The organism is Streptomyces sp. NPDC091412 (genome assembly GCF_044756885.1).
Classification (GTDB): Bacteria; Actinomycetota; Actinomycetes; order Streptomycetales; family Streptomycetaceae; genus Streptomyces.
Genome location: NZ_JBIVTV010000001.1, coordinates 691840 through 704301, shown reverse-complemented (window position 1 = coordinate 704301; position 12462 = coordinate 691840). Strand labels below are relative to the sequence as shown.

At 74.0% G+C, this 12462-nt stretch carries 14 protein-coding genes and 1 riboswitch; of the genes, 9 read left to right on the top strand and 5 right to left on the bottom strand.

Annotated elements, in window-relative coordinates:
- Positions 1-3 precede the first annotated feature (3 nt).
- Positions 4-204, bottom strand: a complete 201-nt coding sequence (gene thiS, locus ACIQMV_RS03185; RefSeq protein WP_402590716.1) for a sulfur carrier protein ThiS — start codon at positions 202-204, stop codon at positions 4-6.
- Entirely contained in the window at positions 201-1367 is a 1167-nt protein-coding gene (thiO, locus tag ACIQMV_RS03180; protein ID WP_402590714.1) for a glycine oxidase ThiO, read from the bottom strand. Before thiO ends, thiS begins: the two co-directional genes overlap by 4 nt.
- A riboswitch (TPP riboswitch) is annotated at positions 1365-1476 on the bottom strand. (Overlaps the previous gene by 3 nt.)
- Before the next feature lie 53 nt (positions 1477-1529).
- Between thiO and ACIQMV_RS03175 the strand changes: the two genes are divergently transcribed.
- The 6 genes from ACIQMV_RS03175 (at position 1530) to ACIQMV_RS03150 (ending at position 6583) form a co-directional block, all read left to right on the top strand.
- The gene (locus ACIQMV_RS03175) at positions 1530-1949 is read left to right on the top strand and encodes a hypothetical protein (protein ID WP_402590712.1); all 420 of its coding nucleotides are present in this window, start codon (positions 1530-1532) and stop codon (positions 1947-1949) included.
- A gap of 29 nt (positions 1950-1978) precedes the next feature.
- The gene (locus ACIQMV_RS03170; protein WP_402590710.1) at positions 1979-3208 is read left to right on the top strand and encodes an NAD(P)/FAD-dependent oxidoreductase; all 1230 of its coding nucleotides are present in this window, start codon (positions 1979-1981) and stop codon (positions 3206-3208) included.
- 66 nt (positions 3209-3274) lie between these two features.
- A complete protein-coding gene (locus ACIQMV_RS03165) occupies positions 3275-3640 on the top strand; it encodes a helix-turn-helix domain-containing protein (protein ID WP_141361701.1) in 366 nt (121 codons plus the stop codon).
- Between the two features lie 140 nt (positions 3641-3780).
- Positions 3781-4446: a thiamine phosphate synthase gene (thiE, locus tag ACIQMV_RS03160; RefSeq protein WP_141361703.1), complete on the top strand. Its 666-nt coding sequence runs from the start codon at positions 3781-3783 to the stop codon at positions 4444-4446.
- 176 nt (positions 4447-4622) lie between these two features.
- Entirely contained in the window at positions 4623-5546 is a 924-nt protein-coding gene (metF, locus tag ACIQMV_RS03155; protein ID WP_141361705.1) for a methylenetetrahydrofolate reductase [NAD(P)H], read from the top strand.
- Between the two features lie 56 nt (positions 5547-5602).
- On the top strand, positions 5603-6583 hold the full coding sequence (locus ACIQMV_RS03150) for a hypothetical protein (RefSeq protein ID WP_402590707.1): 981 nt from the start codon (positions 5603-5605) through the stop codon (positions 6581-6583).
- Positions 6584-6595: 12 nt separating this feature from the next.
- Here ACIQMV_RS03150 and ACIQMV_RS03145 read toward each other — a convergent pair whose 3' ends face one another.
- From ACIQMV_RS03145 to ACIQMV_RS03135, 3 genes are all read right to left on the bottom strand, one after another.
- Positions 6596-8092, bottom strand: a complete 1497-nt coding sequence (locus ACIQMV_RS03145; RefSeq protein ID WP_402590705.1) for a phytoene desaturase family protein — start codon at positions 8090-8092, stop codon at positions 6596-6598.
- Between the two features lie 89 nt (positions 8093-8181).
- Entirely contained in the window at positions 8182-8799 is a 618-nt protein-coding gene (locus ACIQMV_RS03140) for a DUF4126 domain-containing protein (RefSeq protein WP_141361711.1), read from the bottom strand.
- A gap of 373 nt (positions 8800-9172) precedes the next feature.
- On the bottom strand, positions 9173-9802 hold the full coding sequence (locus tag ACIQMV_RS03135; RefSeq protein ID WP_141361713.1) for a TetR/AcrR family transcriptional regulator: 630 nt from the start codon (positions 9800-9802) through the stop codon (positions 9173-9175).
- Positions 9803-10016: 214 nt separating this feature from the next.
- Between ACIQMV_RS03135 and ACIQMV_RS03130 the strand changes: the two genes are divergently transcribed.
- The 3 genes from ACIQMV_RS03130 (at position 10017) to ACIQMV_RS03120 (ending at position 12341) form a co-directional block, all read left to right on the top strand.
- The gene (locus tag ACIQMV_RS03130) at positions 10017-10625 is read left to right on the top strand and encodes an SAV_6107 family HEPN domain-containing protein (protein WP_402590703.1); all 609 of its coding nucleotides are present in this window, start codon (positions 10017-10019) and stop codon (positions 10623-10625) included.
- Positions 10626-10844: 219 nt separating this feature from the next.
- A complete protein-coding gene (locus ACIQMV_RS03125) occupies positions 10845-11669 on the top strand; it encodes a bifunctional 2-polyprenyl-6-hydroxyphenol methylase/3-demethylubiquinol 3-O-methyltransferase UbiG (protein ID WP_172632996.1) in 825 nt (274 codons plus the stop codon).
- A gap of 276 nt (positions 11670-11945) precedes the next feature.
- Positions 11946-12341 carry a DUF3040 domain-containing protein gene (locus tag ACIQMV_RS03120; RefSeq protein ID WP_141361715.1) on the top strand — a complete coding sequence of 132 codons (396 nt, stop codon included), beginning with the start codon at positions 11946-11948 and terminating at the stop codon, positions 12339-12341.
- Positions 12342-12462: the final 121 nt, after the last annotated feature.

Genomic DNA, 12462 nt, shown 5'->3' with positions numbered 1-12462 from the left:
GGCTCAGCCTCCCTGGACGGCGGTCAGCACTTCGACGCGGTCGCCCTCGGTCACGGCCGTGGACGACCACCGCGCGCGCGGGACGACGGTCTCGTTGAGGGCGGCGGCCACCCCGGAGGGCGCCGCGCTCAGGGTCCGCACGACGGTGTCGAGGGACGTGCCGGGCGTGACCCGGCGGGGCTCGCCGTTGACGGAGATGTTCATACGGGCTGCTCCGTGAGTGCCCTGGCGTGGAAACGCCCGGGGGAGAAGGGACGGACCTCGTCCGGCAGCTCGCCGGTGGTCAGGACGTGCGCCATGGCGTCACCGGTGACCGGCGTGAGCAGCACGCCGTTGCGGTAGTGCCCGGTGGCCAGCAGCAGGCCGTCAAGCCCGGTCGGGCCGAGCAGCGGCGCGTTGTCCGGGGAGCCGGGCCGGAGTCCCGCCCGGGTCTCCGTGAGCGGCAGCTCGGTGATCCCGGGTACCAGCTCGTGCGCGTCGCGCAGCAGCTCGTACACGCCGCCCGCCGTCACCGTCGTGTCCCAGCCCAGCTCCTCGCTCGTGGCCCCGACGACCAGCTCGCCGCTGAGCCGCGGCACCAGGTAGACCTGGCTGCCGCGCACCACGGCGCGCACGGTACGGCTCAGGAAGGGCGCGTACCGCTTCGGCACCGTCAGCCGCAGCACCTGCCCCTTCACCGGCCGCACCGGTGGCAGCACGTCGTCCGGGACGCCCCCGAGCCGTCCGCTGTGGCTGCCCGCCGCGAGCACCACCCGGTCCGCGGTATGCGCGGTGCCGTCGCGCAGCACACAACCCGTGGCGCGGTCGCGGGTGACGGTGAGCCGCTCGGCCCAGCCGCGGTGGAAGACCACCCCCGCCCGCTCGCAGGCCGCGACCAGGGCACCGGCGAGCCGCCGCGGGTCGATCTGGTGGTCGCCGTCCACCCGCAGCCCGCCGCGCACGCCCGGCGCGAGCATCGGCTCGAGCCGGCGGCACTCCCGCCCGGACAGCCACTCGGAGTCCAGGCCCGAACGGCGCTGAAGGTCGTGCAGTTCCCGCAGGTGGGCGCGGTCGTCGGCGTCCAGCGCCACGGCGAGGGTGCCGCAGCGGCGGTAGCCGAGGTCGTGGCCGGTCAGCCCGGTCAGCTCGGCCACGAAGTCGGGGTAGCGGCGGGCGGAGGCCAGGTTGAGTCCGAGCAGGGTCTGCTCGCCGTAGTGCAGTTCGGTGACGGCGGCCAGCATCCCGGCGGCCACCTGTGCGGCCCCGCCGCCCGGCTCGGGGTCCACCACGGCCGTGGTGAACCCGCGCTGCGCCGAGCGCCAGGCCGTCACCAGCCCGATGATCCCGCCCCCCACGACGAGGACGTCTGACGTACGTGGCAACGACATGGGCGTCCAGCCCCTCCCTTCGCCGGCATGACCCGGATCAGGTTCGTACGGTCGGAGGCCGCCAGCCTCCCTCTCAGCCCGGTGCGTCCGGGCTCCCGCGAGTGCTTGTACGGTGGCCACCCTAGCCCGCAGAGCATTGCCCTGGTAAGGGAGCCTCTCGCCATGACCCGCCCGCCCGTCTCCCGTCACGACTCTCGGGCGGGTGGCTCCGCCCGGCCCTTTCCCTCGCTCGACGGCCGCGTTCTCGCCCCGGTCGCCGACCAGGCCCCGGGCCAGGTGGGCACGCGCACCCGCTTCACGTATCACGAGCGGAGCGGGGAGATCTGGGCCGAGTACGCGGGCGGCGACGTCGTACGCGGCCATCTGGTGGGTACCAGGGAAAGTGACCGGCTCGACTTCCGGTACGTCCAGCTCAAGCAGGACGGGACCACCTCCTCCGGGCACTGCGTGTCGACGGTGGTCGAACTGCCCGACGGGCGGATGCGGTTGGAGGAGACCTGGCGCTGGGAGTCGCAGCCCGGCAGTGGGACGAGCGTGGTGGAAGAGGTTGTGGAGCAGGTCACCTCGCACGCCCCTGACTGACGGTTTGTCAGTTGACTTATGGTGATCAGGTGAGCGACCAGACGCAGGAACAGGGCACATCAGGGCCGCGGCGCGTGGTCGTCGCGGGCGCGGGCATGGCCGGGGTGCAGACCGCGGTCGCCCTGCGCGAGCAGGGCTTCACCGGCACCGTGACACTGATCGGCGCCGAACCCCACCAGCCCTACGACCGGCCGCCGCTGTCCAAGGCCGTCCTGCTGGGCAAGGCCGAGGGTTCCGCCTTCGACATCGACTTCGAGGCGCTCGGCCTCGAACTGCGGCTCGGCTGCGAGGCGCTGGCCGTGCGGCCCGACGCGCATGTGCTGGAGACCTCGGCGGGTCCGGTGCCGTACGACGTCCTCGTCCTGGCCACCGGTGCCGAACCGATCCGGCTGCCCGGCGCGGAGGGCGTTCCCGGGGTCCACCTGCTGCGCACCCTGGACGACGCCGAACGGCTGCGGCCGGTGCTCACCGGGCAGCACGACATCGTGGTCGTCGGCGCGGGCTGGATCGGCGCCGAGTTCGCCACCGCCGCGCGCGAGGCGGGCTGCGCCGTGACCGTCGTGGAGGCCGCGGACCGGCCGCTCGCGGGGGCGCTGCCCGCGGAGGTGGCCGAGCCGATGACCGCCTGGTACGCCGACAGCGGCGCCGAACTGCGCACCCACGCGCGCGTGGAGCGCGTCGAACCCGGCGTGGTGGTGCTCGACGACGGGGCGCGGCTGCCCGCGGGCGCCGTCGTGGTGGGCATCGGCGCGCGCCCCGCCACCGGCTGGCTGGCCGGCTCCGGCATCGAGCTGGGCCGGCACGGGGACGTGCTGGCCGACGACCACCTGCGCACGTCCGTGCCGGACGTGTACGCGGTCGGCGACTGCGCCTCCTTCCCCTCGGGCAGGTACGGCGAGCGCCTGCTGATCCACCACTGGGACAACGCGCTCCAGGGCCCGCGCACGGTCGCGGCCGACATCGTCGGCCTCACCCCCGTGGTCTACGACCCGGTCCCGTACTTCTGGTCCGAGCAGTTCGGGCGCTTCGTGCAGTACGCCGGCCACCACGCGTCGGCCGACACCGTCGTCTGGCGCGGCGATCGCACCGGACCGGCGTGGACGGTCTGCTGGCTCCGCGAGGGCCGGCTCGTCGCTCTGCTGGCCGTCGGCCGACCGCGGGATCTGGCGCAGGGACGGCGGCTGATCGAGTCCGGCACGCCCATGGATCCGCGGCTGCTGGCGGACCCGGCGAAGCCCCTGAAGGCGGCGACGGCGTGAGGCGCGCGGCCCCGAGTGGACGGGCCTGGCTTCCGAGTGTCAGTGGCAGATGGCACGCTTGTTTCCGTGACCGAGATTGACACGAAGATCGACGCTCTCGTCCCTGCCTGGCTCACCCTTCCCGACATCGCCGAACAACTCGGCGTCGAGGTGACACGTGTGCGGCAGTTGGTCAAGGAGGGCCAGCTCATCGCCGTACGCCGGGGTGAGAACCGCGCGCTGCACGTCCCCGCCGCCTTCATCGACGGCGACAAGGTCGTCAAGGGCCTGTCCGGCACCCTGACGCTCCTGAGGGACGACGGCTTCACGGTCGAAGAGATGATCGAATGGCTGTTCACCCCCGACCCGACCCTGCCGGGCACCCCCGCCCAGGCCCTGAGTGAGAACCGCGGCACAGAGGTGAAGCGCCGCGCCCAGGCCCTCGCCGTTTGACCCGGCCACCCGCCTGCGCACCCGGCCCCGGCCCCCCGCCGGGGCCTCGGTGTCCTCGTCGGCCCGGTGGGCGCGGCGGGTAGGGTCCGTTCGGGTGGTCGGACGAACCACCCGACCGACGAGCCGGGGGGAACCCGCGTATGCCTGAGACCGCTGCCGCAGCCGACGCCCGTGACCGGCTCGGTGACGCGCGCCTGTATCTGTGCACGGACGCCCGGAGGCGGCAGGGGGACCTGGCCGAGTTCCTGGACGCGGTGCTGGCGGCGGGGGTCGACGTCGTGCAGTTGCGGGACAAGGGCATGGAGGCCGGGGAGGAGCTGGACCGGCTGGAGGTGTTCGCCGACGCCTGTGCCCGGCACGGGAAGCTGCTCGCGGTCAACGACCGCGCGGACGTCGCCCACGCGGCCCGTGCCGACGTGCTGCACCTGGGGCAGGGGGACCTTCCCGTGCCCGACGCCCGCGCGATCCTCGGCGACGGCGTCCTGATCGGCCGGTCCACGCACGCCGAGGACGAGGCCGCCGCCGCGGCCGTGCAGGCCGGCGTGGACTACTTCTGCACCGGACCCTGCTGGCCCACGCCCACCAAGCCCGGCCGCCCCGCCCCCGGCCTCGACCTGGTCCGGTACACGGCCTCGCTCGGGACCGACCGGCCCTGGTTCGCCATCGGCGGCATCGGCCTCGGCAATCTGGACCAGGTCCTGGAGGCCGGCGCCCGCCGCGTCGTCGTGGTCCGGGCGATCACCGAGGCCGACGACCCCGGAGCGGCGGCGGCCGAGTTCGCCGCGCGGCTGCGCCAGGCGGGGTAGGGCGCGGCGCGACACGGCCGGGCGCGGCAGCGGTCGTCTCATAGCTCGGACGGCAGACCCGGCCCGACCCGCTCATTTCCGGCCCTGTTGTCCGAGGGATGGACAAGAAGCCGACAATTCAGGCAAATTTCCAGGGCTCGGTTGGGAGACCGCCGCACCCTGGATAGCCTGCCAGTATGGCCCTCGGAACCGCATCCACCAGGACTGATCGCGCGCGCACCGTGCGTGACATGCTCGCCACCGGCAAGAGCACGTACTCCTTCGAGTTCTGGGCGCCGAAGACGGCGAAGGGCGAGCGCAGCCTGTGGAACGCGCTGCGCAGGATCGAGGCCGTCGCCCCCGACTTCGTCTCGGTCACGTACGGCGCCGGCGGCTCCACCCGCGCGGGCACGGTGAGGGCGACCGAGCAGATCGTGTCCGACACGACGCTCACCCCTGTGGCGCACCTCACTGCCGTCAACCACTCCGTGGCCGAGCTGCGCAACATCATCGGCCAGTACGCCGACGCCGGGATCCGCAACATGCTCGCCGTGCGCGGCGACCCGCCCGGCGACCCGATGGGCGAGTGGGTCCCGCACCCCCGCGGACTGACGTACGCCGCCGAACTCGTCCGGCTCATCAAGGAGTCGGGCGACTTCTGCGTCGGCGTGGCGGCCTTCCCCGAGATGCACCCCCGCTCCGCCGACTGGGACACCGACGTCGCGCACTTCGTCGACAAGTGCCGCGCGGGCGCCGACTACGCCATCACGCAGATGTTCTTCGATCCGGAGTCGTACCTCCGCCTGCGCGACCGCGTTGCCGCGGCCGGTTGCGCGACACCCGTCATTCCCGAGATCATGCCGGTCACGAGCGTGAAGATGCTCGAGCGGCTGCCCCAACTCAGCAACGCCGCCATCCCGGACGACCTCAAAGAGCGGATCCGCGCGGCGGAGCACGATCCGGCGGCGGTACGCTCCCTTGGGATCGAGTTCGCCACCGAGTTCTGCGCACGACTGCAGGCCGAGGGAGTGCCCGGGCTGCACTTCATCACGCTCAACAACTCCACGGCGACGCTGGAAATCTACGAAAACCTGGGTCTGCACCACCGGCCGCGGACCTAGACCGGCCGCACCCGCGTACGACACACTGCGTAGCGGCCACTGGGAGAGGGGCGTACATGGGCTGGACGGTCCTCTACATCGCGTTCGGCATCGTCGCGCTGTGGCTGCTGGGCGAGGTGCTGCTGCAGTACAAGGCACGGTTGCGCTGGCGGCTGCTGGCCTTCGCCGGCTTCCTCTGTGTCGTCCTCGGGGTCCTGATCCCGTCCGTCGTCGTGATCGGTCTGGGCGCGGCCGCCTTCGCGGTCGGCCAGACCTACGTCACGCTGTCCTTCCGGCGCGGCTTCGCGGCGGGCTGGGCGGTCAACCGTCCCGGAGCCGAAGGCGACAAGCCGCGCCGCCGCGGCAAGGCCGAGTACCAGGACCCGACCCTGGAGGTCTCCGACCTCGAGGTGTCCGACGGCGAGACCGGCACCATGCAGGCCCTGCCCAGCCACGAGGGCCTGTCCTACGGCCACGGCGACGACGACCGCGACGACGTCTTCACCCCCGCCCGCCCCGGCCAGCCCGCGGCCGCCGAGGCCACCGCGGTGTACGAGCCGCAGCCCCTGCCCGACGACACCGGTTCCTACGGCGTCTACGGCGACCCGGCCCACCGGGACGGCACGCAGTCGCCCTACCCGGGGGCCGACCAGACCCAGGACCAGTACGCCACCGCGGCCCAGGGCGCCGACCAGAGCCACACCTACGACTACTCCGGCTACGGGCAGCAGGGTTACGGCTACGACGCCTCCGGCCAGCAGCAGTACGCCGCCTACTCCGACCCGTACGCCGGCACCCAGACCTACGGCGGCGGCTCCTACGACACCGGCTACGGCGGCCAGCAGGGGTACGGGCAGCAGGGCTACGGCACCCAGGACGCCTACGCCGGTGGCTACGGCGGTGAGACCCCGGCCGGCGGGGTGTGGGTCCCGCAGCAGCGCACCGACGAGTCCTACGGCGGCGAACTCCCGCAGGAGCAGCAGTCCTACCCGTACCAGGACAACAACCACGGTCAGCCGCAGCACGGCACGGGCTTCGACGAGCAGTACCGTTTCTGAACGCTCCCCGGCTCACTGGGAGCCGCGGAACTCCGGTCCCTCCACGATCAGTCCGGCCACCAGCGCCCCCGACATCCCGGCGTGCGGCAGCCCGCCCCCGGGGTGCGACCAGCCGCCCACGGTGAACAGGCCGGTGAGTCCCGTGGTGTTCGCCGGGTGCAGCAGGCGCCCCCCGGCGGCCGCGAACGCCGGCGCGGGGACGGCCCCGCCCTCCGCGCCCGTCACCCGGGCGATGTCGGCCGGGGTGCGCACCTCGTGCCAGAGCAGGCGGTCGCGGAGCCCGGGTATCGCCCGCGAGGCGACGGCGATCATGCGGTCGGCCTGCTTCCGCGGATCCGCCGAGGCGGATGCCGGGACCGTCGCCGTGAGCGTGACCGCCTCGTGCTCCGGGTCCGGGACCAGCGCGGGATCGCCCGGGCGCGACACCGCGACCGTGGGCCGCTCGGGCAGCTCCGGGGCCGTACCGAACAGCGCGTCGAGTTCGGCTGCGCGGTCCTCGGTGTGCACCACGGTCCGGTGGGCCGTCCCCTCGGGACGGCCGCCGCGCAGTGCCAGCAGCACGGTCAGGCGGCTGGGCGCTCCGGGCTGCGGCGGCACCTCGCCCGCATCGCGCAGGGCCGTACCCCGGACCATGCCGTCCAGCGTCCGGGGAGGCACACCGGCGACCACGAACTCCGCTTCGGCCACGGTCCCGTCGGCGAGCTCCACGCCCGCCGCCCGGCCGTCCTTGTCGACGATCCCCGTGACCTCGGTGCCGAGGACGAACTCGACCCGGCGGTCCAGGCACCGCTCGTACACCGCGCGCGCCAGTTCGCGCAGGCCGCCGCGCACGTACCAGGTGCCGAAGGCGTGGTCCAGGTACGGCAGTACGGCCGCGCTCGCCGGGGCGGTCCGCGGATCGAGGCCGTACGCGAGCGCGTGGCTCTCCAGGAGGGCGGCGAGGCGTGGGTCGCGCAGTTCCCAGGCGCCCACCTCGGCGAGCGTGCCGGCCTGCCGGGTGCGCAGCAGGCGCTTGTGCGGCACCGCCGGGTAGGGCTCGCGCTCGGCCAGCACCTGCCAGTTGGGCCACAGCGGCTCTTCCAGGAGCGGGCGGCGGGCGCGGTCCCAGGCCTCGCGGGCCCGCACCAGGAAGTCGCCCCAGCGCCGTCCTGCGCCCGCGCCGAGGGCTTCGTCCAGAGCGGCGACGACGCCCGCGCGCGAGACGTTCGGCAGGGACACCTCGGTGCCGTCGGCGAAGACGTGCCGTGCGGACGGGTCCACCTGGACCAGCTCGACGCGGTCCTCCAGCGGCTCCTTGCCGGTCTTGAGGAACAGATCGCGGTAGACCGCGGGCAGCGGGAGCAGGCCGGGGCCGGTGTCGAAGGCGAAACCGTCCCGCTCGAAACGGCGCAGCGCGCCGCCGTACGTCTCCGTACGCTCGTACACCGTCACCCGGTGGCCCGCGACGGCCAGCCGGGCGGCGGCCGCCATCGCGCCCATCCCGGCGCCGATCACCGCAATCCGTGCCATGTGCGCGACTTTATCGGCCGCCACCGACAACCCCGGCCACGGGGGCGTTGACCAGTGGTTTCCCCGGATGCGCGGGGCCGCGGGCGCGGTCAGCCCGGCGGTGACCCCGCCTCGGCCGCGAGCCGGCGTTTCTCCTCCCGGCGCTGGGCCCGGCGGCGCAGGAAGCGGCGGATCCGGGAGACCAGGAAGGCGACGATCACGGCCCCGGCGAGCAGCAGGACGCCCGCGACGACCGCCGCGGCCACCGGATGGAAGATCGCGAAGGTGACGAGTCCGGCCACTCCGAGGTCCTCGGCCAGGCTCACGAGCATGTTGCTCACGGGCTCGGGGGAGGTGTTGACCGCCATCCGCGTCCCGGCCTTCACCAGATGGCTGGCCAGCGCCGTACCTCCACCGACCAGGCCCGCCGTGACGTCCGACAGCGAGCCGCTCTGCCCCGCGAGCAGCGCGCCGACCCAGGCCCCGGCGACCGGGCGGATCACGGTGTGCGCCGTGTCCCACACCGAGTCCACGTAGGGGATCTTGTCGGCGACCGCCTCCAGCAGGAACAGCACGCCCGCCGCGATCAGCACCTCCGGCCGCTGCAGGGTGCCGGGGACGTCGTCGCTCAGTCCCGTCGCGCCGAACACACCGAGCAGCAGCACCACCGCGTACGCGTTGATGCCGCTGGCCCAGCCGCTTGTGAACACCATGGGGAGTACGGACACGGAGGCGATCGTAGTCAGCGGGCCGCCCGGCGTCCTGGGCGCGGGCACACAGGAGTGAGTATCCGTACCTAGCAAGCGAGATGAGTACGCGCGCGGATGGGCCGCGAACCGCGTGCACGAGAGAGTGGGAGCACGGAAGGGGGCACGGCGCCGGCCCCGCCGACACGGGGCGGCGGAACGGCGCGGCCCTCGACCGCTCCTTCCGCCGGCCCAGGCCGCCGGGAGCGAGGCACGGGGGAGCCCGGGGGAAACGACCGGACGGGGCTCGACGGGGGTACGGGAAACGCCGGTGCGCGGTGGCCCGCGGGGGACGCGGCCACGGCGCACCGGCGTTGTCGCCCGCCCGGCCCGAGCGCGCCTGGCGGCCGCGGCATCAGAGGCGCTCGCCGACCCGTCCCTGAAGGAGCCGGGACAGCGCCGCGTGCACGTCGTCCAGGGAACGCTGGGGCTGGAAGGATTTCCAGTCCAGCGCGGCCACCAGCACCATGCCGACCAGCGCGGCCGCGGTCAGCGGCACGTCGACGTCCTCGCCGAACTCCCCGTTCGCCATGCCGTCGCGCAGTACGCCCTCGACGACCGCGACCGCCTCCTGCCGCACCACCAGGAGCGTGGACTGCCAGGACCGGTTGGTGCGCCACAGCTCGGCCACGTAGAGCTGGGTGAAGGCCGGGTAGCGGTCGATGAAGACGAGCCCGGCGCGGACCATGGCGTCCAGGGCGTCCACCCGGCTGCCGCCCTCCCGCGCCGTCTCTTCGGCCGCCTCGCGCAGGGAGGCGGTGAGCAGTCCCACGCCGTGCCGCAGCAACTCCTCGAAGAGGACGGACTTGCTGGCGAAGTTGTAGTAGACCGTGCCCTTGGCGACCCCCGCCCGCTCGGCGATCTCGTCCACCGTGGTGGCGGAGAACCCCTGCTCGGCGATGAGGGTGACGGCCGCCTCGTAGAGCTTCTGCCGGGTGGCCTCGCGGCGGGTACGGCCGCCCGGCGTGGCGCTGCTGCGTTCCATGGCCCTGATTGTCACAGGTCGGCACCTCCCGCAGGACGCGGAAGGCGAGGCCGGCGGCGCGGTCGGGGGGGGGCGCGCCCCGAGAGCCGCCGACCCCGGGCAGCCGAACGTACGGGCGAAGCAGAATCCCAGGTCAGAACGGATTGTCAGTGCCATACCTCACGATGGGCACATACGGCACCCGTGCCGTCACCCAGACGACAGGAGGTTCGTCATGGCCAACTCGTCCGCAGCCGCCGCCCGTCGGCACCGCGCCACCGGCCCTGCCCCCTCACTGACCGGCCCGGCGAGCGACGTGCACCCCGTCCCGCGCCGCTCCCCGGCCCCTCCCGCCGCCCTCGGCCTGCTCGCCCAGGCCCGCGCGAGCCTGGAGGAGGCCACCACCCACCGCACGCCGAACGAGCGGTACGCGACGGCCCACCTCGCCGCGCTGCGCACCGCCGCCGCCGTACTCGCCGCGCGGGGACGTCCGGATCCCACCCCGCGCCGCCGGGCCCGCATCAGGAGTGCCTGGGAAGTGCTCCCCGAGATCGCACCCGAACTCGCCGAGTGGAGCGCGCTGTTCGCCGCGGGCGCCGCGCGCCGCGCCCGTGCGGAGGCCGGGATCCGGGGCGCGGCCGGCCGGCGGGACGCCGACGACCTGATACGGGACGTGGCGATGTTCATCCGCCTGGTCGAACGCATGCTCCTCCTCCAGCCGGTCCTGCCCCAGCCCCGCCCCGACACCGACATCGACCCCGCGACCGGGGCGGGCGAACCGACCGGAGCGAACCCCTCCCACCCCGAGCGCACCCCGTGCCGCGACCTGCCGGACGCGGGCTGACACGCACGGCGCGCGCCCGTACGGCAGTTGCCGCCCCGGCGAACGGCCACGGCGGGGTGGCGCCTGCGGCGGCGGCGGAGCCGAGCGGCAGGTCGGGGGGTGGAGGCAATAGGGTGGAAGGCGCCTGAAGCCCTTCCAGTTCCCGTGCGCCGGGCGGGGAGGGGCAGTCCGATCGCTCCGCCGTGCAAGAGGCGGTGCCGCGCCGAGGAGTCAACTGCCGTGTCGGACCCGATGCGCCCGCCCGTCTCCCACCACCCTCAGCCGACGTCGCCGCGCCCCGATCCCTCTCGCCCCCGCGCTTCTCTCCGTACCGCCGTGGTCTGGGAGGTCCTGCACGACGCCCTCGACCGCCGGGTCAAGGCCGCGGGCCGGGAGTCCCTGGACGTCCTCGACACCGGCGGCGGCAGCGGCAACTTCGCCGTGCCCGCCGCCCGGCTCGGCCACCGGGTCACCGTCGTCGACCCCAGCCCCAACGCGCTGTTCGCGCTGGAGCGCCGTGCCGCCGAGGCCGGCGTGGCCGACCGGGTGCGGGGCGTCCAGGGCGACGCCCGCGGCCTCTTCGACGTGGTCGAGCGCGGCGGCTACGACGCCGTGCTGTGCCACGGCGTCCTGGAGTACGTCGACGACCCCGCCGAGGGCGTGCGCAACGCGGTGGCCGCCCTGCGCGCCGAGGGCGTCCTGAGCGTGCTCGCCGCCGGTCTCGGCGGGGCCGTGCTCGCGCGCGCTCTGGCCGGGCACTTCAAGGAGGCCCGGCAGGCGCTCGACGACCCGGACGGGCGCTGGGGCGAGGGCGACCCGGTGCCGCGCCGCTTCACCGCCGAGCAGCTCACCGCGCTCGTCGAGGGCGCGGGCCTGCGGGTCGGCGCCGTGCACGGGGTGCGGATCTTCGCCGACCTGGTGCCCGGGGTGCTCGTGGACACCGAGCCCGGAGCGCTGGACGCCCTGCTGCAACTGGAGGCGGCGGCGGCCGAACGGCCCGCGTTCCACTCCGTGGCCACGCAGCTCCACGTACTCGGTGAGACCCGGGGTGCGGCGGAGGACTGAGCCGCTTCGCGGGGCGGGCCGCCGACCGGCCCTTCGGCCGGGCATGCAGTCCGCCACAGGCCGCCCGGTCGGCCGCTTCGCGCCGTATGATCGAGGGAGACCGTCCGGCATGACGGCCCGCCCGCCGGGGAATGCAAGCCTCAGCGGACCGGGACGACATGGCGGATTCCGGTTGGCCAATTGGCGCAGAGGGGCGGGTTTCACGGGGGCGATTCCCTGCCTATCCTGAAGGGACCCCCCGAGTCGCCCCGGCGACTGCACGATGAGGAGGACTCCGTGCCGCTCTCGGAGCACGAGCAGCGCATGCTCGAGCAGATGGAGCGAGCGCTGTACGCCGAAGATCCCAAGTTCGCGTCGGCGCTCGAGGGAAGCGGGCTGCGTACGTACACCCGGCGGCGGGTCTACCAGGCGGTCGTGGGCTTCCTCGTAGGTATCGCGCTCCTCATGGCAGGAATGGTCGTCCAGCAGCTCATCTGGGTCAGTGTGGTGGGCTTCCTGGTCATGCTGGGCTGCGCCGTACTGGTCGTGACCGGCTGGCGCAAGGCGCCCAAGCCGGGCGAGCAGGCCGCCGGCGGCCCGCAGGCCCGCCGTCAGGCCCGTGCGAAGCGCTCCATGATGGACCGCATCGAGGAGCGCTGGCAGCGCCGCCGCGACGAGCAGGGCGGCCGCTAGCCCGCCGAGCACCACGGTTGTGCGTGAGGGGGTGACCACCACTGGTGGTCACCCCCTCACGCATGTCCGGGAGCCGGAACGGGAGCCGGCCGCCTCAGCCGGAACCTCAGCCGGCCGGACC